The sequence below is a fragment of the Actinotalea caeni genome, assembly GCF_009733795.1.
GTDB classification, from domain to species: Bacteria; Actinomycetota; Actinomycetes; order Actinomycetales; family Beutenbergiaceae; genus Pseudactinotalea; species Pseudactinotalea caeni.
Genome location: NZ_WNXX01000006.1, coordinates 1 through 21,815, shown reverse-complemented (window position 1 = coordinate 21,815; position 21,815 = coordinate 1). Strand labels below are relative to the sequence as shown.

Sequence of the window (21,815 nt, the reverse complement as noted above, 5' to 3'; positions counted from 1 at the left end):
ACCTCCACAGCTCCGTCACGACCGGGGCCGCACCGGTCCCGGCCCGTGCGGCCGTAGGGTGCCGCCATGACGAGGGCGTTGATCACCGGGGCGAGCTCCGGTCTGGGGGCCGAGTACGCGCGACAGCTGGCGGCGCGCGGCAACGACCTGGTGCTGGTGGCGCGCAGCACCGACGCGCTCGAGACGCTGGCGGGCGAGCTGCGCCCGCGCGGCGTCGACGTCGAGGTGCTGGCCGCGGACCTGCTCGAGCCCGACCAGCTCGCCCGCGTCGAGGAGCGGTTGCGGGAGACCGACCGGCCCGTCGACGTGCTCGTCAACAACGCCGGCTACGGGATGAGCCTCGCCTTCCACGACAACCCGATCGAGGACGAGGTCCGGCACCACCGCATCCACACCGAGGTGCCGATGCGCCTCATCCACGCCGCGCTGCCGGGCATGCGGGCCCGTCGGCGCGGCGCGATCCTCAACGTCGCCTCGGTCGCGGCGTTCACGCCACGCTCCACCTACGCGGCGGCGAAGATGTGGCAGGTCAGCCTGAGCCGCTGGGCGAGCACCGCCTACCGGCGCGACGGCGTCACGATCACCGCCGTCTGCCCGGGCTACACGCACACCGACTTCCACGCGCGCCTCGGGCTGCCGCCCGGCCAGGAGGGCGTCCCGCGGTGGCTGTGGCTCGAGGCGCGCGACGTCGTCGCGGAGTCGCTGCGCGACCTCGACCGCGGCAAGGCCCTGAGCGTGCCGTCGACGCGGTACAAGGCGATCGTCGCACTGCTGCGGCTGGTGCCGGACGGGCTCGCGGCGCGCGCCGCCGCCCGCGGGCGCTGACCGGCGGCGACGACCCGAGAGCTAGTCTCACCAGCCATGACCACCGACCGCGCGGCGCTGCTCGCGCGCATCGCCGAGAACCAGCAGGCGATGGCGCTGGCGATGGTGCGGCAGCGGCTGGAGCAGCTGCTGGAGAGCCGGCTGTCCGCGGCCCGGCTGCACGCGCTGGTGGTGCTGGACGCGCTCGGCCCGCAGGCCGCCGGCGACCTGGCGCGCGCGCTCGACGTCTCGGCTGCCACGGTCACCGGACTCGTCGACGGGCTGGTCGCGGCCGGGCTCGCCGAGCGGCGCCCCGACCCCGACGACGGCCGGGCGCGGATCGTGCACGCCACCCCCGCCGGCGTGCAGGCGTGGCGCGACGCCGTCATCGGCCCGACGGCGATCGACGACGAGATCCTCGCGCGGCTCACCGACGACGACCTCGAGCTGCTCAGCCGAGCCTCCGACGTCATGCGCCGCGCGGTGACCGGGTCGACCGGCGACGACTGACCAGCCGGACTCCCGTCTCGACGTGGCCCGACCACCCGCGCCCCTCGAACGCGCGGAATGCCGACCAACTGCTTCGGGTTAACCTAACCATCGCCCTGGACCCGCCACCCTGGAGCCCGCCGTGCACCACATCGCACGCTTCTCGCTGAACCGCCGCGCCCTCACCGCCCTCATCACCGCGGCGATCGCGCTGCTGGGCGCGGTCAGCCTCACGTCGCTGCGGCAGGAGCTGATCCCCTCGATCAGCTTCCCGGCCGCGGTCGTCATCGGCACCTACCCGGGCGCGTCGCCCGAGGTGGTCGAGGACCGCGTCACCACCGTTCTCGAGGACGCGATCGAGGGCGTCGACGGCATCGAGGAGCTCTCCTCCAGCGCCGGCAGCAACGTCTCCACCAGCACGGTCATGTTCCGTTACGGCACCGACATGCCGACGGCGCTGGCCGACCTGCGCTCCGCCGTCGACACGGTCTCCTCGCAGCTGCCCGACGACGTCGAGACCTCGATCTTCGCGGGCTCGATCGACGACCTTCCGGTCGTGCAGCTCGCCGCCTCGGGCGGCGAGAGCCTCGACGACCTCGCCGGCGTGATCGAGGACATCGTGGTGCCCGAGATCAGCGACCTCGACGGCGTCCGGTCGGTCACCGTGACCGGCCAGGCCGAGCGCGAGGTGCGGCTCGACGTCGACATGCCCGCGCTGCTGGCGGCCGGGCTGACGCCCGACGCGGTGCTCGAGGTCCTCGACGACTACGGCGTCCGGCTGCCGGCGGGCACCCTCACCTCGGGCGAGGACTCCCTCGCGCTGCAGGTCGGCACCCCGATCACCCGCGTGGCGGACCTCGAGGCGCTGCCGGTCGGGACGGCGCCCGACGGCAGCACCGTCACGCTCGCCGACGTCGCGGACGTCGTCGACGGCACCGCCGTCGCCACCTCGCTGTCGCGGCTCAACGGCGAGGACTCGCTGGGCATCGCGATCACCAAGACCCCGGACGGCAACGTCGTCGAGGTGTCCGACGCCGTCCAGCAGGTGATCGCCGACCTCGCCGACCGGCTCGACGCCCAGGGCGTCGAGGTCGCGGTGACCTTCGACCAGGCGCCGTTCATCACCGAGTCGATCGAGGGCCTGACGACCGAGGGCCTCCTCGGGCTGGCGTTCGCGGTCGTCGTCATCCTGCTGTTCCTGGCGTCGGTGCGCTCGACGCTGGTCTCCGCGGTCTCGATCCCGCTGTCGCTGCTCACCGCCTTCATCGTCATGGAGGCCGTGGGGTACAGCCTCAACCTGCTGACGCTGGCGGCGCTGACGATCTCGATCGGCCGCGTGGTCGACGACGCGATCGTCGTCATCGAGAACATCTCGAGACACCTCTCCTACGGCGAGCCGCGCAAGACGGCGATCACGACCGCCGTCAAGGAGGTCGCCGGCGCGATCACGTCCGCGACGCTCGCGACGGTCGCGGTGTTCGCCCCGATCGGCTTCGTCGGCGGGTTCGTCGGCGAGCTGTTCCGGCCGTTCGCGCTCACGGTCGCGATCGGCATGCTGGCGTCGCTGTTCGTGTCGCTGACGATCATCCCGGTGCTCGCGTACTGGTTCGTGCGCTCCCGCGTGTCGGCCACCGACCCCGAGGAGGCCGCCCGGCTGCGCGAGGAGGCGGAGGCGAAGGAGCGCCGCGGCCTGTGGCAGCGGGCCTACCTGCCGCTGCTGCGCGCCTCGCTGCGCCGCCCGGTGGTCGCGCTCGCGATCGCGGTCGCGGTGCTCGGCGGCACGGTCGCGCTCGTGCCGCAGCTGCAGACGAACCTGCTCGGCGACAGCGGCCAGAACACCCTCACCGTCACCCAGCGGTTCGAGCCGGGCACGTCGCTGCAGGCGAAGGACGACGCAGCGCAGGAGGTCGAGGAGGCGCTGCTGGCGCTGCCCGAGGTCGAGATCGTGCAGACCTCGATCGGCTCCGGGGGCGGCATCGAGTCGATCCTGGGCGGCGGCGCCAACCAGGCCACGTTCGCGATCACGCTCGACGAGGATGCCGACGGCACCCGGGCGCAGGCCGACGTCCGGGCGGCGGTCGAGCCGCTCGTCGGCGACCGGGTCACCGGCATCAGCGTCTCCGGCGGTGACACCGGGCTCGCCGGCAGCACCGTGGACCTCGTGGTCTCCGCCGACGACCTCGACGCGCTCACCGAGGCCGGCCAGATGGTCGCCGACGCCGTCGAGGGCACGCCCGGGGTCGCCGAGATCAGCACCACGCTGGCCGCCGACCAGCCGGTCGTGCAGGTGACGGTCGACCGTGAGGCGGCCGCGGCGGCCGGTCTCACCGAGACCGCGGTGGCCGGCACGGTCGCGGGCGCGATGAACGACGCCGAGGTCGGCACGATCGAGCTGGACGGCGAGGAGGTCACCGTGGTGGCCGCGTTCGCCGAGCCGCCGGCCGACCTCGACGAGCTGGAGTCGCTGCCGCTCACCGGCTCCGAGGGCGTGGTGCCGCTCGCCTCGGTCGCGGAGGTGGAGGTCGTGCAGACGGCGTCGGCGATCACCCGCACCGACGGCCGCCGCACGGTCACCGTCTCGGTCACGCCCGACGGCGACGACCTCGGCACCCTCACGGGCGAGCTGACCGAGCGGGTCGAGGACCTCGAGCTGCCGGGCGGCGCCGAGGTCGAGGTGGGCGGTGTCGCCGCCGACCAGGCCGACGCCTTCGCCGACCTGGGTCTCGCGCTCGTGCTCGCGATCGCGATCGTCTACATCGTGCTCGTCGCGACTTTCAACTCGCTCGCGCAGCCGCTCATCCTGCTGGTGTCGATCCCGTTCGCGGCGACCGGCGCGCTGCTGGGGCTGCTCGTCACCGACACCCCGCTCGGCGTGCCCGCGCTCATCGGCATGCTCATGCTGGTCGGCGTCGTCGTGACCAACGCGATCGTGCTCATCGACCTCATCAACCAGTACCGGTCGCGCGGCCGGCCGCTGGAGGAGGCGGTCGAGGAGGGTGCTCGCAAGCGGCTCCGCCCGATCGTCATGACCGCGGCCGCGACGATCTTCGCGCTGCTACCGATGGCGTTCGGCGTGACAGGCGGCGGCGCGTTCATCTCGCAGCCGCTCGCGATCGTCGTCATCGGCGGTCTGCTCTCCTCGACGCTGCTGACGCTCGTGCTGGTGCCGGTGATCTACACGATCGGTCAGCGCCGCGCGCAGCGGCGCCGCGAGCGCCGGGAGGCGCGCCGGGGCGCGACGACGGAGGACTCCGACGGCACGGCCGAGGCCACCTCGGCCGGCTCGACCGGGGCGACGGGGCCGACCGAGGACCGGGGTGCCGACGGGCGCGGGCCGCGCCGTCGCCACGCGCGGCACGCGGCCGACGCCGAGCCCGACGCGACCTGAGCGGTCACGCCGAGCGCTCAGGCGGAGACGACGTCGCCGCGCTGGAGGTCGGAACGGCTGAGCCCGCTGAGCAGCAGCCCGACGTTCTCGCCGGCGCTCGCGACATCGGTGAGCTTCCGGAACATCTCGACGCCGCCGATCGTGGACTCCGCCACCACCTGGCCGTTGCGCACGACCGCGACCGCCTGGCCGGTGCGCACCTGGCCGCTGCCGACCCGTCCCGTGACGACCGTGCCGCGGCCGGTGATCGTGAAGACGTCCTCGATCGTCATCGCGAAGCCCTGCGGGCCCGCGCCCGCGGAGGTGAGGTACGGGCTCGCGCCCGTCGCACCGGGTGCAGCGGCTCCGTAGGGGATGCCGGGCGCGGTGGCGCCGTCGGGCGTGCCGGGCGGGACGGCGCCCGGGGGTGTGGGCGCCGTGGTCGGGCCGGCGGTCACGCGGCCGCTCGCGCCGGGCGGCGGGGGCGCCGGGATCGCGCCGAGCCCGGCCTGCCGCCGCTTGTTCTCCTTCATGACGACGCTGGTGGTGTGCAGCGCGGTCGCGACCGCGGCCACGACGACGATCGTCAGCGCCGTGTCGGGGTCGTCGGTGATCGGCACGACGTAGGCGAGCAGGATCGCGACCAGGAGCACGACGCCGTTGATGACGGCGGTCCGCGTCAGCGCGCGCGCGAGACGGCGGCCCGGCTGCTCGGGCGGTGTCGTGCCCGGGACCGGGGTCTGGTTCGGGATGTCGGGCTGCCCGTCCGGGTAGAAGCTCACGGATCGACGGTAGCGGCAGGGCCGCCGCACGGGGGTGGGCAGTGCTCCCCGTCGGCACGGTCGGGTGCGCCCGAGACCGGACCACGCCGGGGCACCTCGCGGCGCCGATCGGCCGCACCCGGTGCGGCCGCTCTTGACGACCTCGACCGCCCCTGGGAGGCTCGGGACGGCTCGGGCATCATGGGGAGTGCTGGGCCGTTGACACCTCGATCAGAAGCTGAGCGAATGCCTGCGCGCACCCTCCCCTCTCCCGCCCCTCGCACGATGCAGGTCGTGCGTGCCGCCGCACCGGTCACGGCATGACGGGCACGCCCGCGCGGCCGCGGTTCGGCCTCTACCAGCACGCCGTCCACCGGCCCGACCACGACCCGACCGCGCAGCTCGAGGACGGCCTCGCGCTGGCCGAGCACGCCGACCGGCTGGGGCTGCACGAGGTGTGGTGGGGCGAGCACCGGCGCACCAGCTGGCGGCTCGTCGCCGACCCGGCGCTCATGGTGGCGCGGGCCGCCGCCGTCACCCACCGGGTGCGGCTCGGCGCCGTGCTGACGATCGCCGGGCGCCACCCGGCCGTGCTCGCCGACACCGCGCTGCAGCTCGACCACCTGACACGCGGCCGGCTGCTGCTCGGCCTCTCCGCCGACCCCGTCCCGGCCGACGCCGCTGCGGCGGGGCAGACCGTTCCCGAGGTGCAGCTGCAGGTGCGCGAGGGCATCGAGGCCGTCAGCGCCCTGCTGCACGAGCGCGCACCGGTCTCGATCGCGGCACGGCACGCACCCTGGCGGTTGCACGCCGCACGACCGCAGCTGCGTCCCTACGGTCAGGACCTCGACGTGCGGGTCGTCGCGCTCGGCGCCGGCCCGGGGCCCGAGCTCGCCGGCCGGTTCGGGCACGGCCTGCTGGCCACCGGGTCGGCCGCGGCGACCGCTGCCGACGAGCACGCCGCGGACACCTGGCAGCGCGCCGTCGCGGCCGCGGCGCGTCACGGCACCGCCGCGGCGCACGACCGGTGGGCCGCCGTCGGGCTCGTGCACGTCGCGGCGAGCGAGGCCGAGGCACGCCGCCAGGTGCGCCACGGCATCCGGCGGTGGGCCGCGCACGCGGGCAGCGCCCTGCCGGCGGGTCTCACGCCGGACGCCGACGCCGACACCCTGGTCGACGCCCTGCACGCGGGCGGCCACGGCATGGTCGGCACCCCGGCGATGGCGGTCGACCACGTCGCGCGCGTGCTCGACCGCAGCGGTGGCGTCGGCACCTTCCTGATCGAGCACGCGGGCTGGGCCGACCCCGAGGACGCGCACGCCTCGCTCGCTCTGTTCGCACGCGCGGTGGTACCGCACCTGACCGGTGCCGCGCGGGGTGTGCTGTCCGACCGGGCGCGCGAGACGCGTGCGCGCCGCCGCGCCGCCGCGCCGAGCCGGCTGCTCACCACCACCCCGACCCCGCCGCGCGGCATCACCCGCGTGCACCGCGACCCGGTCCGCCCGGCAGGCGAGCCCTCGCGCCGTCGCGGGCGGCACGCGCTCGACCCGAGCGCCGACTGACGCACCGCCGCTCTACCCTGGCACGGTGAGCACCGCCGTCATCCGCGTGAGCGCCGTCGTGCTGCGCGACGGCGCCGGCCGGGTGCTCACGGTCCGCAAGCGCGGCACCGCGCGGTTCATGTTCCCCGGCGGCAAGCCCGAGCCCGGCGAGACCCCCGCCCAGACCGCCGTGCGCGAGACGCGTGAGGAGCTCGGCGTCGAGCTGGACGAGGACCGGCTCGCGCACGTCGGCTCCTTCCGCGCCGACGCCGCCAACGAGCCCGGCACGCACGTGCTCGCCGAGGTGTTCGAGCACCCGGGCGTCCCGGTCGGCAGCCCCGCGGCGGAGATCGAGGAGATCCGCTGGCAGGAGCTCGGTGACCGCTACCCCGACGACGTCGCGCCGCTGCTCGCCGACCACGTCCTGCCCGCGCTCGCCCGCTGACCGGGCGTCGGCGGCAGCGCGCCGTCGGCCGCGCCGTCGTCGGCTCGTGACGGCGAGGCCCGACGCGGTCAGCGGAACCGGGACGCCGCGAGGTCGCAGGCGGCGTCGAGGAACCGCTCCTCGTCGATGGCGTGCGGGTGCTCCCCGGAGAACACGTCGCGCATGATCCAGTAGTGGCTGACCGCAGCGGCCAGCACCGCGGCCACCGCCTCCCAGTCCGTGCCCGGGATGCCGTCGGGCTGGGCGGCGAGCCACGCCGTCAGGCCACGGACCATCGCCTGCAGCTCCTGGGTGCGGACCTGCTCCAGCAGGTCCGGGAACTGGGCGAGGTCGCGGACGAGCAGGCGGTTGAGGTCGCGCTCCTGCTCCAGCCGGGCCAGGCCGGCCCGAGCCACGGCCATCAGCCGTTCCCGGGGCGGGAGGTCGGCCAGCCGCGCGGGGTCGCCCAGGGTGTCGCGCAGCCCCTGCCCCGACTCGGCCTGCCGACGCAGACCCTCGACCAGCACGTCCTTCTTCGAGCGGAAGTGCCGGTACAGGCCGCCCGCCCCGACGGACAGGCCCGCTCCTGCCTCGATCTGGTTGACGGTGGTCGCCCGGAACCCCTGGCGCCCGAACAGGTCCATCGCGACCTGCAGGATGCGGTCCCGGGTGCCCGTGCCCGCGCCCGCGGGGTCGGCCCCGGGAGCCGCCGCCGGCTCGCTCGGGTTCTCCTGCGCGCTGGGGCGCCGCTCGCCCTGGTCAGTGGTCAAGGGTCAGCTCGTAGTGCAGGGTCGTCCATCCACGAATGCGGTGATACCACGGCACGAGTAGCCCGTGCAGCACGGGGAACCTCGCGGCGAGCGCCCGCCGGGCGGCGAGGTCCTCCGCGCCGTGCAGCCGCCGCGTGCGCCCGGTGACCTCCGGACCGGTCGGCCTCCCGCGCAGCGTGCTCGGTGCGACGCGCACCTCCGGGAAGTTCCGCAGCCGCTTGACCTTCCCGGCGGCGTCGTAGGTGCGGAAGTAGGCGCCGGTGCCGCGGCCGTCGCCCACCAGGCTGACCGGGGTGGCCACCCAGGTCCCGTCGCGCTTGCGGGTGCGCAGCAGCACGGTCCCGCTCGCCACCAGGGAGCGCAGGTCGGTCGCCGTTCCCGGGCCGGTGCCCGCGGTCGTTAGCTTGCCCATCACCGCCCTCCTCGTTCACATCAGTAAGTAGTTACTTGCTACCGTACGCTCGGGATCGTCCCTGCACAAGGGCGGCGGCCGATCGGGCCGCAGGGTGTGCTGGTCTCGTGCCGCACCATCCTGGAGCGGAACACGGTCGTGTGCCGGCCTCGACGGGCGCCGTCCGACGACGCGTCGCGCGGGCTCAGTCCGTCAGCAGCCGCAACCCGTCGGGCGTCTCCGCCAGGCGCCGGATCACCGCGCGCTCCTCGGGCGTGCGGTTGGGCTGGTGCAGCGTGATGACCAGGTCGCCCTGCAGCGTGCGGGCGATCATGCCGTGGCCGCCGTCGCGAGCCCACACCGGGTCCGGCAGCTGCTCCCACGGCCCCAGCACGCCGCCGTCCGAGCGCGCCAGCCCCATCGCGTAGCCGCTCTCGCCCATGCTCGACCACAGCATCACCAACGTGCCCGTGGCGAGCCGGTGCAGGAACGGCCCGTCGGTCACGTACCCCTGCGCGCCCGGCGGCAGCTGGCGGTGCTGCACCGGCCGCACCCAGGGCGCCTCGGACGCCCGGAAGAGCACGACCGGCTCGCCCTGCGCCTCGCGGAGGTCGTCGGCCAGCCGCTGGGCGACCACCTCGCCGTCGACCACCTGCACCCACTCGTGGCAGTAGACGATCCAGGGGTGGCCGTCGTCGTCGACGTGCAGGGTGCCGTCGAGGCACTCCCACCCCGACGGCGTCACGGGCCCGTCGCTCCACGGCTGGTACGGGCCCTCGGCCCGGTCGGCGACGAGGACCTGGGTGCCGCGCGGGACGCCGTCGGCCTTGAACGAGGCGAACATGTAGAACCTGTCGCGGTGGCGGTGCACCTCGGGCGCCCAGAAGTTGCGGTCGCTCCAGAACCCCACGGGCGGGCGGAAGGCCGGCAGCGGCCCCTCCCAGACCCGCAGGTCGGCGCTGCGGTAGCAGTCGAAGCCGGTCGCCGGCGGGCGCCAGGGGTCGGCGTCGGTGCTGCCGAACAGGTAGTGCACGCCCTCCTCCGGCACCGTGAGCAGGAAGGGGTCGCGGATCTGGATGTCCTCCAGCCCGAGCGGCGTGACCATCGTCTCTGCTCCTCCTCGCTGGGCCGGTGAGCGCAGGCTGCGACACACCCTAGGCTGCCTGCGTGCTCATCCTGCTGCCGCCGTCGGAGGGGAAGGCGGGCCGGGGCCGCGGCCGTCCGCTCGACCTCGACCGGCTCTCGTTCCCCTCGCTCACCGAGGCCCGCGAGCGCGTGGTCGAGGGCCTCGTCGCCACGAGCGCCCGGCCGGACGCCGTCAGCAGGCTCGGGGTGCCCGCGGGCGTGGTCGAGGAGGTGCGGCGCAACATCGAGCTGCGGGACCTGCCGACCGTCCCGGCGGAGCGGCTGTACACCGGCGTGCTCTACGACGCGCTCGACCTCGCGTCGATGTCGGGTCCGGCGCTGCGCCGGGCACGACGCTGGGTCGTCATCACCTCCGCGCTGATGGGCGCCGTCCGGCTCACCGACCCGCTGCCGCCCTACCGGCTCCCGATCTGCGGCCGCCTCGACGGCGTCGAGGGCCTCGAGGCGCACTGGCGAGGTGTGCTGCAGCCGGTGCTGTCCGAGGCCGCCGGGCGCGGCGTCGTCGTCGACGGCCGGTCGAGCAGCTACCAGCCCGTGTGGCGCCCGACCGGCGAGCTCGCCGACCGCTGGGTGCTCGTGCGGGTGCCCGGCGCCAGCCACCACGCCAAGCACACCCGCGGCCTCGTGGCGCGGCACCTGTGCGTGACCGGTTCGACCGCGCGCGACGTGCCCGGCGTCGCCGAGGAGATCGGCGCCGCCTTCGACGTGACGCTCCACGAGCCCGCCCGGCCGGGCAAGCCCTGGGTCCTCGACGTGCGCCCCTGAGACGCGCCCATCTCCCCGGCCACACGGCCGGCGTCGGCCCCGACGCCCCCCGCCCCACACCCTCGGCGAACTCGTAGCGCCGGACCCAGCTCGTACGGTGCACCGTACGAGATCGGCAGCACCGTACGAGTTCGCACACCCCCGGGCTTGCGTGGGGACGGTCCGGTCGGGGGCGGGTGGCGGCCGGCGCGCTGGCGGGGCGGCGCGGTGGGGCCCGGGCGAGGTGGGAGTCCGGGCGAGGTGGCTGCCGGCAGGGGACGGCGGCCGCGCCTCGGATGGCTGGTGCCGGATCCCCCCCCCCCGACGAACTCGTAGCGCCGGACCCAGCTCGTACGGTGCACCGTACGAGATCGGCAGGACCGTACGAGTTCGCACTCCCCCGGGCTTGCGTGCGGGACGGCCCGGCCGGGGGGCCGGGTGTGGGGTGGGTGGCCGCCGGGCGGGGTCAGCCGCCGAGCACGGTGCCGTCGGCGACGCGGTCGGGCGTGCCGGTCTCGTCGAGGGTGACCTCGCCGACCGCGCGCACGCCGGTGCCGAAGGTCCAGTCGCCCGCGACGCTGAAGGAGGTCGCCTCGCGCAGGCTCGGGACGCCGTCGGCGAACCGGGCCTCGAAGTCGCCGATCCTCTTGAAGAACCGGCTGTCCAGGTCGACGGCGGGGATGTCGGCGGCCTGCACGAGCCGGCCGTCCTCGCCGAGGTCGTAGACGTCGGAGCGCAGCAGCAGCAGCTCGTTGGTCGTCTTGACCGGCAGGAACCGCTCCCGCCCCACGGCGATCGCGGTCGCCCCCGGGAACACCTCGACGGCGGTGCCCATGGCGGTCTCGATCTGGATCACCTCGGGCGAGGAGGAGTCGGAGGGGTCGACGGTCTTGACGTTCTTGATGAGCGGCAGCCCGAGCACGCCGTTTCGCTCGCGCAGCACGTCGGCGAGCACCTGCAGGTCGAACCACAGGTTGTTGGTGTGGAAGTACGGGTGGGTGTGCTCGTCGGTGAAGTGATGCATGTCCTCGGCCGGCGTCTGTGCGGTGTCGCGCAGGATCAGCTGGCCGTCGGAGCGGCGGATCGCGAGGTGGCCGCCCTTGCGGTCGTTGGCCGTGCGGGTGCACACCTCCGCCGCGTAGGGCGCGCCGCTTGCGGCGAACCAGCCCGCGATCGTCCCGTTCGGGCCCGCGCCGAGGTTGTCGGAGTTCGACACCGAGGCGTAGCGGAAGCCGTGCTCGAGCAGCGCGTCCAGCACGCCGGAGGCCAGCAGCGACGGGTACAGGTCGCCGTGCCCGGGCGGGCACCACTCGAGCTCCGGGTCGGCCGGCCACTCGGCCGGCGTGAGGTCGCTGGCGAGCAGCTTGGGCTCCTTGCTCTGCAGGAAGTCCAGCGGCAACCCCTCGACCGGCAGGTCCGGGTAGGGCTCGAGCGCGGCCAGCGTGTCGGCCTGGGTGCGGAAGGAGTTCATGAACAGCAGCGGCAGCCGAGCACCGGTGGCCTCGCGGGCGCTGCGCACCTGCTGCACGATGAGGTCGAGGAAGGTCTTGCCGTCGCGCACCGGCAGCAGCGACTTGGCGCGGTCCATGCCCATCGAGGTGCCCAGGCCGCCGTTGAGCTTGATCACGACGGTCTTGTCGAGCGCCGCCGCGGCGTCGGCGTCGGAGATCTCGACGTCGGCGAGCTGCGGCACGTCGAGCAGCGGCTCGATCGAGCTCTCCGGGATGAGGCCGGTGGCCCCCTCCTCCAGCTGCCGGTAGTAGTGGCTGAAGACCTCGATCGCCACCGGGTCCACCCCGGCCCGCTGCATCTTCTCCTGCGCCTGCGCCAGTCCCGCGTCGCTCATGCCCCGATCGTAGGGCGGACCCGGACCGGGCGCGGAAGCGGCCCTCGCGGGGCTAGTCGTCCTCGTTCGCCTTGAGCACCGCGCCCTGCTCGTCGCCGAACAGCAGCTCGGTCATGACGACGTGGACGCGCTCGACGTCGGGCACGTCGTGCAGGGTCACCGGCGCCTCGGCCGCGGTGGTCAGCTCGAGCGTGCCGCAGCCGAGGATGCGGTCGAGCAGGCTGCGGTCGTAGGTGACGTTGTTGATCCGGGACAGCGGGATGTCGTGACCGGACTTGTTGATGATGCCGCGGCGCGTGATCACCCGGCGGTCGGTCAGCGTGTAGGTGGTGGTGCGCCAGCGCAGGAACGGCACCAGCACCACGACGACGAACAGCACGGCGACGACGACACCGACGACCCAGGTGCCGACCGGGGTCCAGGAGGCGGGCATGAAGACCATCGCCGCCCAGGTGGCGGCCGCGAGCACCACCAGCCCGAGCGCCGGCAGCACGAGGTCCTTGCCGTGCGTGCGCATGTGGAGGATGACGTCCTCGTCGGCGCCCAGGAACTTCCGCGGCAGAGCCATGGCGTCATCGTGGCACACCGCCGCGCCGGCGAGCGGCGGCGCAGGGCCGCGATCTCGCGCGCCCGGCGGGCCGCCGCCGGGCGCCGTCAGTCGCAGCCCGTGTCGAGGAACTCCTCGAGCGGGAGCACGACGCCGTCGGGGTCGACGACTCCCCCGACGCCGACCGTGGCCAGGTCGTCCAGGTCGAGCTCGGGACCGAGGACCTCGAGGTCGTCGGCGCTGGCGCGGAACCGGTAGGTGGTGCCGCTGAGCAGCCCGCCCTCGACGTCGACCACCCAGTTGTCCGGCGGTGCCTCGGAGAGCCGGAAGATCGTGATCGGCTCGACCGTGCGCCCGATCCACGCGATCGCCGGCTGGTCGCGCTCGACGTCGAGGACCTCGACGTGCGTGAGGCTGCGGCCCTCGTCGCAGAGCATGACGACGCCGAGGTAGCCGGTGTCGTCGAGCCCGAACGCGGCGACCGCCGCAGGGTCGGCCGGTGCGCACCCGGCGACGGCGCCGAGCGCGGCGGCAGCGACCAGCGCCGCGGGCGTGCGTCGGCTCATCGGCGCTCGGTCGCCGGGTCGTGCCCCACGCGCAACCACAGGTGGCGCGGGACGAGGTCGTAGATGCCGTAGAGCAGGTTGGCGTAGACGTCGATCGCCTCGAGCACCTGGCGGCCGCTGACCCAGACGAAGATGTCGCTGCCCTCGACCGTGATGCTCTTCCCGAGGGCGTCCGGCGCCATCAGGCGGTCCATCATCCGGGGGTGGATGAAGTCGTAGGGGTACTGGCCCTCCGGACCCCGCACCCGCCAGGCGTCGTTGAAGCTCTTGGACTCGAACCGGATGTCCTGGCCTCCGAAGAACTTCGCGACCGCCGCGCCCGCGCCGTCGCGCGTCAGCTGCAGCCACGGCAGCGCGGCCGGCAGGCTCAGCGCGACCACGTGGTAGAAGTACGTGCTCCGGTTCTTGCCGCTGCCGACCGTGTACTGGTACTCGAACGACACGACGTGCCGGCCGTGGAACGTGCCGGCGACCGCGTTGGACGACCGGCGGCTGTGACCGCGGCCGAACGGCTCGGAGCGCCACCGCTGGGAGAGCTGCGGCGCGTCGGGGGTGAAGGTCCAGCCGCGCGCCTGCGCGAACGCTCGCGCCGCCTCGCGGGCCTTCTTGCGCTGCTGGTAGCTCAGCCAGATCAGCCCGCCGGCGAGCGCGAGGAACACCAGCACGACGATCATGAAGACGTCCGGGCCGTTGCCCATCCGGTACCACCCCCTCCCGCGATCGGTCCCGTGCGAGCGTAACAACGCGCGCCACGCCGAAATGGGGGTGACGCCGGGCAGGTCTGCCCCTCACGCTGTGACGATGAGCTACCGGATCATCGAGGTGCCCGAGCCCACCTCGGCCACGGACACCCCCAGCTGGCAGGCGACCGCCGTCGCGGAGGTGTCGGAGGCGATCGACATCGAGACCTGGGGCAACGACGACCTCGCGATCTCGGCGCAGCAGGTCGTCGCGGGCCTCGCGCACCAGGAGAACGCCGTCAAGCGGCGGTTCGTCGCCGTCGACGCCGCCGTCGACGACCCGACGGCGTCCGACGTGCTCGGGATCGGCGTCGTCTGGATGCCGCGGCACGACAACGTCGCGACGGCGGACGTCGACCTCGGCACCCGCGCGGACGTGCGCGGTCGAGGCGTCGGCGCCGCGCTGTGGGCGCACGCCCTCGACGTGGCGCGCGCGCACGGCCGGACCATCGTGCACGGCTGGACCGGTTACGCGACCGAGCCCGCCGCGGACGACCCGGACGCGCTCGCCCCGCCGACGGGCTACGGGCGGGTGCCCGCCTCCGCCCCCGGCACGCGGTTCGCGCTCGCCCGTGGCTGCCGGCTCGAGCAGGCCGAGCGGCACTCGGTGCTCGAGGTCCCGGTCGACCCGGACCTGCTCGCCCGGCTCGGCGACGAGGCCGCCGAGCGCGCCGGCACCGACTACGAGCTCGTCGCGTGGTCGGACCGTGTGCCCGACGAGTGGGTCGAGGAGTTCTGCGTGCTGCAGACCGCGATGAGCACCGACGCCCCCACGGCAGGGCTCACCACCGAGGAGGAGGTGTGGACGCCCGAGCGGGTCCGCAGCGTCGAGAGCGCGATCGCCGACAACGGCATGAGCACGATGACGGTCGCGGCGCTGCACCGGCCCTCCGGGCAGCTGGCGGGCTACACCGAGCTGTCGTTCGTGGACCACAAGCCGCAGGCGTGCTTCCAGGAGAACACGATCGTCCGGTCCGAGCACCGCGGCCACCGGCTGGGCATGCTGCTCAAGGTCGCCAACCTGCGCCGCCTCGCCACGGAGCGCCCGCAGGTGCGTCGTGTGCACACCTGGAACGCCGAGGAGAACGACCACATGCTCTCGATCAACGTCGCGCTCGGGTTCCGGCCCGCGGGCGGCGGCGCCGGGTGGGAGCTGCGGCTGGAGGACTGAGGGGCTCAGCCGCCGGGCGGCACCGGCCGGGTGCGCGGCCGCAGCCGCACCGGCGGCACCGGCGGCGCCGGGATCCGGTCCACGCCGTGCCCCGGCACGGTCCCGAACCGGCGCCGCGGGTCCCCCAGCGGCAGTGCGGCGTCTGACTCCCAGTCGGCGCGCGCGGCCGCGACCTGGTCGTGGTCGCGCCCGATGAAGTTCCAGAACATGACGAGGGGCTCCTCGAAGGGCTCGCCACCCAGCAGCACCAGCCGTGCGCCCGTCGGGCCGGCGGCGACCTCGAGCCGCTCGCGCTGCATACCGAGGAAGGCGAGCGGACCGGCTGGGATCGCCACGCCGTCGACCGCGACCTGACCCTCGACGACGATCAGCGCGTGCTCGAAGCCGGGCTCCGCGGGCAGCCGCACGGTCGCGCCCGGCTCGGCCTGCAGGTCGACCCCGACCAGTGGCGTGTGCACGACCGCCGGCGACACGGCGTCGCCGATCGAGCCGACCAGCACGATGCCGGTCCAGCCCGGCCCGCTCAGCCGGGGCAGGTCGGCGACGTGCTGGAACGACGGCGCCCGGACGCCGTCGGGCAGCGCGGTCCACAGCTGCAGCCCCGCGAGCTCGACGCCCTCGGCCGAGACCTCGGAGTGGGAGACGCCCGCACCGGCGGTCATGAGGTTGAGCTCGCCCGGACGCACGAGCAGGTCGTTGCCGAGCGAGTCGCGGTGCCGGATCTCGCCGACCATCGGCCACGTGACCGTCTGCAGCCCCGTGTGCGGGTGCGGCAGCACGGTCATCGGGACCTCCGACGACGGCCCGAAGGCGTCGAGGAAGCACCAGGCGCCCACCGTGGACCGCGCGCGCTGCGGCAGGGTGCGACGCACGGTCATCGCGCGCAGACCGCCCAGCGGCACCTCGCGCGACTCCAGCAGCTGCACGGTCGGCCCGCACGCCGCGGTCGGCGGCAGGTCCAGCTCGGCCGGTCGCGGGTCCAGGTTGGTCATGTCACGAGCCTGCCACCGGTCGCGCCGGCGTGCGCGTGGTCACGCGGCCGCGCGGACCTCGATGAGCGTCTTCCACGGGTCGTCGAAGCGCAGCGTCTCGCCGTCGTGCCGCATCTCGACGCCCGCGGTGCGCAGCCGGGAGACCAGCGCGTCGACGTCGTCGGTCGTCGGCAGCTCGATGCTCACCTGGCCGAGCCCGAGCGACGCGGCCCGCGGGCCGGCGCCCTGGCTGTTCCAGGTGTTCATGCCGATGTGGTGGTGGTACCCGCCCGCCGCGACGAAGAGCGCCTGCGAGCCGTACCGGTTCATCACGTCGAACCCGAGCACGCCGGCGTAGAACTGCTCGGCGAGCGCGATGTCGCCGACCTGCAGGTGGACGTGGCCGATGCCGGCACCGTCCTCGGCAGGCGCGGGCGCCTGCGGCAGGTGGGTCTGCAGGAACGCGTTGGGGTCGAGGTGGATCGTCGCCATGTCGACGGTGCCGTCGGCGTGGCGGCGCCACTGGTCGCGCGGCCGGTCGACGTAGAGCTCGAGGCCGTTGCCCTCCGGGTCGTCGAAGTAGAACGCCTGCGAGACCAGGTGGTCGGCGCTGCCGGTGAAGCTGCGAGGCGCGAACCGCGCGACGCTCGCGACGGCGCGTGCGAGCCCGGCCTCGTCGCCGAACAGGATCGCGGTGTGGAACAGCCCTGCGTCGCCGCGGCGGAACTCCGGCAGGTCGCTGCGCTGCACGAGCCGCATGATCTGCGCGCCGCCGCGACCCAGGACGGCCTCGGGGCCGTCGTGCCGCAGCACGTCCAGGCCGACGCCCTCGGCGTAGAAGGCCAGGACGGCGTCGAGGTCGCGCACGAGGAGCTCGACGTCGCCCATCGCGGTGTTCTGTGCCAGCCGGTCCATCGCTGCTCCTCATGTAGTCAAGATTTCAACTATCGTAGCAGAGCCGCTGTCGGTGCTCGGGTGAGGTCGGTCACCCGCTGCACCGTCAGACCACGACAGGCAGCGTCGTGCGGACCTCGTGCAGGTCGGCCGGCACTCGGTCGACCCGCTGCCGCAGCGACACCAGGTCGCCGGCCAGCCGCGCCGTGCGATCGGCGATGGTTGCCTCGGCCTGCGTGAGCGCGTGACGCACCGCGGACTCGCGGCGCTCCCGTGAGGACTGCCACTGCCAGGCGGCGTGACCGGCCATCCCGAGCGCGGGGACGAGAAGCAGCAGCCAGCCCGGCCCGCTCGTGACGCCGAGCACGAGCGCGAGCACCGCGACGACGCCACCGCCGATCATCCTGGAGCCGAGGTACGGCTCTGTCGGGTGCATGGCCGCGACCCGGTCGGTGAGCCGGGCGCGCCAGCCGCCGTCGACCGGCCCTGCCGAGGTGATGTCGACCGAGATGCCGCCCGCGACGCGGACCCGCTCGCCGTCGGGCAGCGGCTGCTGCGCGAGCGCGGCCAGCCGGTCGGCGACGGCCTCGATCGGCCCTTGCAGCGCCGCGACGGCGACCGCGCGGGCGCCCGGGGACCCGTCCGCCGACAGGTCCGCGCGCAGCAGGTCGACGACGTCGAGCTCGTCCTCGTCGAGCAGCGCCGGCGCCGCGATCGTCGTCGACGCCCCGATGGCCGCGAGCGCCTGCCGGATCTCGATGATCCGCTCGACCACCGGCTCCTCCCCCGGCGCGCCCGCACTGACGACCTGCGCCAGCAGGTCCGCGACGCCGTCGGGCACCTCGCCGGCCGCCGGCAGCGTGCGGCCGGCCGCGGCGGCCGCTGCGACCAGGGCGCGCAGGTCGGCCAGCGCCTCGGTGGCCGAGGCGGTGTCGGCCGGGGGCGTCCGACGTCCGAGCAGGTGACTCGTGACGACCTCGTCGAGGTCGTCCGGGGTGACGCGCGGGCCGGGCATCCGGACCTGCACGAGGTCGCCCTCCGGCTGCGCCGGCTGCGTGGTCTCCTGCGCGAGCACCCACGCGATCGCCTGCGCGAGCCCGCGCCGGGCCTCCTCGCCCAGCCCACCCTCGGCGACCGCGAGCCACAGCGCACGCTGGTAGGTGCTCACCCTCCGGCTGGTCGGGAACAGCGTGGCGAGGTCGTCGTCGGCCACGTCGGAGCGGGTGAGGATCGCGACCGCGGCGAGGAACTGCGCGGTGCGCACCGGGTCGCGACGCCGGGCCTCGGCGCTCGCGGCCGCCTGGGTCGCCGCGTCGCCGTGCAGGGCGGCGTCGACCGACCGGACGGCCGGGTGCAACCAGTAGCCGGGCACGTCCGGCGGCGGTGTCGGCGAGGTGCTGCTGGGGACCCGGCCGAGAGCGGGGATCTGCGCGAGCACGTCACGCGCGTAGCGCCGCGTCGCGACGGCGTCGGAGAAGGTGTCGAGCACGCCGCGCAGGTCCTCGAGCTCGACGATCGCGACGACCGCGTCCTCCAGCCGGGACAGCCGCGTCGCGAGGTCCTCGGACCGCTTCGCCTCCTGGCGCAGCTCCGACCGCAGCCGGGCCGCCGCGCGCGACTGGCTCAGCGACAGCGCCTCGATCTGCTCGCGCTGCTGCAGGTCGTACCAGCTGCCGCCCTTCCACCACCAGTCGAAGTAGTCGCCCATGCGGCGAGTCTGGCAGCCGTGCCGTGCCGGCGCCCGGGCAGATGTGCCCCGCCACCCACGGTCTCCACTCACTCCTGCCCCAGACAGGTTTCAACCCACTCCTCCCCCGGGAGGAGCAGCAGTGGGTCGCAACCCTGAGAGAGGTCAGAAGTGGGTTGAAGCCGTCAGAGGGGGCAGAAGTGGGTTGGAACCATCAGTGGGTGGGCGGGACGCGGGTCGTCTCGGAGCGGGCGAGCACGAGCCCGACCGTGTCGCCCGGGCCCGGACCTCCCGTTCCGGCCGTGTGGCCCGCGGCCGAGCCGCCCGTGCTGCCGCTGTCGCCCACGAGCGCGCGGGCCTCGCCCCAGCCCGGCACGTCGACCAGCGCGACGGCCTCGCCCCGGGAGAACGCCAGGCCGGTGACGACGCCGTGGGCCACCGGCTCCTCGTCGGCGGTCGCGACCCGGAGCGCCCGCGGGCCGAGCGCGAGGACGCCGTCGTCGTCCTCGACGAGCCGGTAGCCGAGGAACGCCGCCGCCTCGGCGTCGACCGGGGCGGCCCACAGCTGCGCGGGCGTGCCCACCTGCACCAGCGAGCCCGCGCGCATGAGCGCCACCCGGTCGGCGACCGTGAACGCCTCGTCGTGGTCGTGGGTGACGTAGAGCGCGGTGGTGCCGGTCGCGCGGAGGATGTCGGCGACCTCGACCGCGAGGTGCTCGCGCAGCCGGCGGTCCAGGGCCGAGAGCGGCTCGTCGAGCAGCAGCAGCCGCGGCTGCGGCGCGAGCGCCCGCGCGAGCGCGACCCGCTGCTGCTCCCCGCCGGACAGGGTGCGCACCGGGCGACGCTCGTAGCCCGCGAGACCCACGAGGTCCAGCAGCTCGGCGACCCTCGACCAGTCGCGCCGGCCCATCATCTCCAGCCCGAACGCGACGTTGCCGGCGACGTCGCGGTGCTCGAACAGCTGCCCCTCCTGGAACATCAGCCCGAAGCCGCGGCGGTGCACCGGCACGTCGGCCAGGTCCTCGCCGGCCCACCGCACCGCGCCGGCCAGCAGCGGCTCCAGCCCGGCGACCGCGCGCAGCAGCGACGACTTGCCGCACCCCGACGGCCCGAGCAGCGCCACGACCTCGCCGGTGGCGACCTCGAGCGAGACGTCGTCGACGGCGGGCCGCGGACCGCCGTAGCCGACGCTCACTCCCTCGATGCTCAGCACCGGTGACTCCTCGCGCTCGTGGTCCTCACAGCTCTCCCGCCCCGACGCCGCTGCGCAGCCGCTCGGTGACCCCCATGATCGTGGCGGTGAGCAGCGCCAGCACGACGGCGGCCGCGAGCGCCATCCCGTAGTTCTCGGCACCCGGCCGCCCCAGCAGGCGGACGACGACCACCGGCAGCGTCGGCCGGTCCGGGCGGGCGAGGAACGCCGTCGCCCCGAACTCGCCGAGCGAGACCGCGAACGCGAAGCCGACCGCCAGCCCGAGGGAGCGCAGCAGGTAGGGGCCGTCGACGTGGGCGAGCACGCGCGCGCCCGACGCGCCGAGCACCGAGGCCGCCTCGCGCAGCCGCGGGTCGATCGCCCGCAGCACCGGCAGCACGGTGCGCACGACGAGCGGTATCGCGACGACCGCCTGGGCGATCGGGATCAGCACGAGCGAGGACCGCAGGTCCAGCGGCGGCCGGTTGAGAGTGACGAGGAACCCGAACCCGACCGTCACCGCGGAGACGCCGAGCGGCAGCATGAACAGCGCGTCGAGCACCCCGACGGCGCGGCGCGCGGCACCCGAGCGCGGTCGGCGCGAGACCACCAGCGCCACCAGCGACCCGACCACGACGGCGATCACCGTGGCGTCGACCGCCGTGCGCAGCGACGTGGCCAGCGCCTCCCAGACGGTGACGCTGAGCGCGTTGCGGCCGCCGGTGGTGCCCAGTGCGACGTAGTTGCCGAGCCCCCAGCCCGACGGCGTGCGCAGGCTGGCCAGGAGCAGGTGCCCGATCGGCAGCGCCAGCAGCACCAGCCCGACGACGGCGGTCACCGCGGCCGGGACGAGGTCGCCGAGGCCGGTCGCGGGCGTGGGGCGCAGCCGCAGCGGGTGCGGCCGCCCCTGGTGGCCGGCCAGCCGCAGCGCGCGCTCGCGCCGCGAGCGCGCCCGTGCCGCGGTGCCCAGCGCGACGGTGACGACGGCGAGCTGCGCCACCGAGAGCACCGCCGCAGCGCGCAGGTCGAGGAACTGGGTCGTCTGCGTCCAGATCTCGGTCTCGATCGTGCCGTAGCGGGTGCCGCCGAGGATGAGGACGACGCCGAACGCCGTCGCGCAGAACAGGAACACCACCGACGCGGCGGAGGTGATCGCCGGCGCGAGCATGGGCAGCGTGACGCGGGTGAACGCCTGCCAGGGGCTCGCGCCGAGGGCGCGCGCGGCCTCCTCGGCGCGCGGGTCGAGCCGTTCCCACAGCCCGCCGACCGTGCGCACGACGACCGCGTAGTTGAAGAACACCAGCGCGGCGACGATCGCCGCGAGGCTGCCGTCGAGACCGAGGAACCCCAGCGGGCCGGACGGTGCGAGCAGCGCCCGGAACGCCACGCCGACCACGACCGTCGGCAGCACGAACGGGACCGTGACCAGCGCACGCAGCACCGTGCGGCCGCGGAACGTGCAGCGGTAGAGCACGTAGGCCGCCGGGAGCCCCAGCAGCACCGAGAGCACGGTGCCGAGCGTCGCCTGCAGCAGCGTCAGCCCGACGATCCGCCAGGTGCGGGGGCGGCCGAGCACCTCGCCGAAGCCGCTGAGGTCGAGCGCGCCGTCGGTGACGAACCCGCGGGCGACGAGGGACGCCGTCGGCCAGGCGAAGAAGACGCCGAGGAACAGCAGCGGCACCGCGGCCGCGACGCCCCAGCCGAGCACGCGGCCGACGCCCCGGCCCCGCGGACCGCGCGCGAGCGGGCGCCGTGGCCGCGGGC

At 74.8% G+C, this 21,815-nt stretch carries 19 protein-coding genes and 1 pseudogene; 7 read left to right on the top strand and 13 right to left on the bottom strand.

Going from position 1 to position 21,815, the window contains the following annotated elements; translation table 11 throughout:
- Nucleotides 1–66: 66 nt before the first annotated feature.
- The 3 genes from GPA02_RS06945 (at nucleotide 67) to GPA02_RS06935 (ending at nucleotide 4,681) form a co-directional block, all read left to right on the top strand.
- Nucleotides 67–825, top strand: a complete 759-nt coding sequence (locus tag GPA02_RS06945) for an SDR family NAD(P)-dependent oxidoreductase (RefSeq protein WP_156199193.1) — start codon at nucleotides 67–69, stop codon at nucleotides 823–825.
- Nucleotides 826–861: 36 nt separating this feature from the next.
- Nucleotides 862–1,314 carry a MarR family winged helix-turn-helix transcriptional regulator gene (locus tag GPA02_RS06940; RefSeq protein WP_156199192.1) on the top strand — a complete coding sequence of 151 codons (453 nt, stop codon included), beginning with the start codon at nucleotides 862–864 and terminating at the stop codon, nucleotides 1,312–1,314.
- A 121-nt stretch (nucleotides 1,315–1,435) separates the two neighbouring features.
- The gene (locus tag GPA02_RS06935) at nucleotides 1,436–4,681 is read left to right on the top strand and encodes an efflux RND transporter permease subunit (RefSeq protein ID WP_156199191.1); all 3,246 of its coding nucleotides are present in this window, start codon (nucleotides 1,436–1,438) and stop codon (nucleotides 4,679–4,681) included.
- 26 nt (nucleotides 4,682–4,707) lie between these two features.
- On the opposite strand, the pseudogene GPA02_RS19625 reads toward GPA02_RS06935, so the two are convergent.
- Nucleotides 4,708–4,953 (bottom strand): annotated as a pseudogene (locus GPA02_RS19625) (EF-Tu/IF-2/RF-3 family GTPase); the annotation flags it as partial.
- Nucleotides 4,954–5,741: 788 nt separating this feature from the next.
- On the opposite strand from GPA02_RS19625, the gene GPA02_RS06925 reads away from it, so the two are divergent.
- Nucleotides 5,742–6,983 (top strand): LLM class flavin-dependent oxidoreductase, encoded by a 1,242-nt coding sequence (locus tag GPA02_RS06925; protein WP_156199189.1) that lies wholly within the window; start codon nucleotides 5,742–5,744, stop codon nucleotides 6,981–6,983.
- Between the two features lie 25 nt (nucleotides 6,984–7,008).
- A complete protein-coding gene (locus tag GPA02_RS06920; RefSeq protein WP_204986525.1) occupies nucleotides 7,009–7,407 on the top strand; it encodes an NUDIX hydrolase in 399 nt (132 codons plus the stop codon).
- A 68-nt stretch (nucleotides 7,408–7,475) separates the two neighbouring features.
- Here GPA02_RS06920 and GPA02_RS06915 read toward each other — a convergent pair whose 3' ends face one another.
- The 3 genes from GPA02_RS06915 to GPA02_RS06905 all read right to left on the bottom strand — a co-directional run bounded on the left by GPA02_RS06915 (nucleotide 7,476) and on the right by GPA02_RS06905 (nucleotide 9,652).
- On the bottom strand, nucleotides 7,476–8,156 hold the full coding sequence (locus tag GPA02_RS06915; RefSeq protein WP_156199188.1) for a TetR/AcrR family transcriptional regulator: 681 nt from the start codon (nucleotides 8,154–8,156) through the stop codon (nucleotides 7,476–7,478).
- Nucleotides 8,146–8,568, bottom strand: coding sequence for a PPOX class F420-dependent oxidoreductase (locus tag GPA02_RS06910; protein ID WP_156199187.1), 423 nt, complete (start codon nucleotides 8,566–8,568; stop codon nucleotides 8,146–8,148). The genes GPA02_RS06915 and GPA02_RS06910 overlap by 11 nt, the downstream gene beginning before the upstream one ends.
- Before the next feature lie 184 nt (nucleotides 8,569–8,752).
- Nucleotides 8,753–9,652 (bottom strand): glycoside hydrolase family 43 protein, encoded by a 900-nt coding sequence (locus GPA02_RS06905; RefSeq protein ID WP_156199186.1) that lies wholly within the window; start codon nucleotides 9,650–9,652, stop codon nucleotides 8,753–8,755.
- Nucleotides 9,653–9,714: 62 nt separating this feature from the next.
- Here GPA02_RS06905 and GPA02_RS06900 point away from each other — a divergent pair, with 62 nt between their 5' ends.
- Nucleotides 9,715–10,458, top strand: a complete 744-nt coding sequence (locus tag GPA02_RS06900) for a YaaA family protein (protein ID WP_156199185.1) — start codon at nucleotides 9,715–9,717, stop codon at nucleotides 10,456–10,458.
- Nucleotides 10,459–10,903: 445 nt separating this feature from the next.
- Here GPA02_RS06900 and GPA02_RS06895 read toward each other — a convergent pair whose 3' ends face one another.
- From GPA02_RS06895 to GPA02_RS06880, 4 genes are all read right to left on the bottom strand, one after another.
- On the bottom strand, nucleotides 10,904–12,283 hold the full coding sequence (locus tag GPA02_RS06895; protein ID WP_156199184.1) for a UTP--glucose-1-phosphate uridylyltransferase: 1,380 nt from the start codon (nucleotides 12,281–12,283) through the stop codon (nucleotides 10,904–10,906).
- 52 nt (nucleotides 12,284–12,335) lie between these two features.
- Nucleotides 12,336–12,851, bottom strand: coding sequence for a PH domain-containing protein (locus GPA02_RS06890; protein WP_156199183.1), 516 nt, complete (start codon nucleotides 12,849–12,851; stop codon nucleotides 12,336–12,338).
- An 86-nt stretch (nucleotides 12,852–12,937) separates the two neighbouring features.
- Nucleotides 12,938–13,396: a hypothetical protein gene (locus GPA02_RS06885; RefSeq protein WP_156199182.1), complete on the bottom strand. Its 459-nt coding sequence runs from the start codon at nucleotides 13,394–13,396 to the stop codon at nucleotides 12,938–12,940.
- Entirely contained in the window at nucleotides 13,393–14,094 is a 702-nt protein-coding gene (locus tag GPA02_RS06880; RefSeq protein ID WP_156199181.1) for a hypothetical protein, read from the bottom strand. Before GPA02_RS06880 ends, GPA02_RS06885 begins: the two co-directional genes overlap by 4 nt.
- A 103-nt stretch (nucleotides 14,095–14,197) precedes the next feature.
- On the opposite strand from GPA02_RS06880, the gene GPA02_RS06875 reads away from it, so the two are divergent.
- Nucleotides 14,198–15,307: a GNAT family N-acetyltransferase gene (locus GPA02_RS06875; RefSeq protein WP_156199180.1), complete on the top strand. Its 1,110-nt coding sequence runs from the start codon at nucleotides 14,198–14,200 to the stop codon at nucleotides 15,305–15,307.
- 5 nt (nucleotides 15,308–15,312) lie between these two features.
- On the opposite strand, the gene GPA02_RS06870 is transcribed toward GPA02_RS06875, so the two are convergent.
- The 5 genes from GPA02_RS06870 to GPA02_RS06850 all read right to left on the bottom strand — a co-directional run.
- The gene (locus GPA02_RS06870; protein WP_156199179.1) at nucleotides 15,313–16,299 is read right to left on the bottom strand and encodes a pirin family protein; all 987 of its coding nucleotides are present in this window, start codon (nucleotides 16,297–16,299) and stop codon (nucleotides 15,313–15,315) included.
- A 39-nt stretch (nucleotides 16,300–16,338) separates the two neighbouring features.
- Nucleotides 16,339–17,193, bottom strand: a complete 855-nt coding sequence (locus tag GPA02_RS06865) for a VOC family protein (protein WP_156199178.1) — start codon at nucleotides 17,191–17,193, stop codon at nucleotides 16,339–16,341.
- An 85-nt stretch (nucleotides 17,194–17,278) separates the two neighbouring features.
- Complete coding sequence (locus GPA02_RS06860; RefSeq protein ID WP_156199177.1) at nucleotides 17,279–18,880, bottom strand: hypothetical protein; 1,602 nt, start codon at nucleotides 18,878–18,880, stop codon at nucleotides 17,279–17,281.
- A gap of 193 nt (nucleotides 18,881–19,073) precedes the next feature.
- Nucleotides 19,074–20,072, bottom strand: coding sequence for an ABC transporter ATP-binding protein (locus tag GPA02_RS06855; RefSeq protein ID WP_156199176.1), 999 nt, complete (start codon nucleotides 20,070–20,072; stop codon nucleotides 19,074–19,076).
- Nucleotides 20,073–20,097: 25 nt separating this feature from the next.
- A partial coding sequence (locus GPA02_RS06850; protein WP_420809355.1) for an ABC transporter permease occupies nucleotides 20,098–21,815 on the bottom strand: 1,718 nt, incomplete at its 5' end.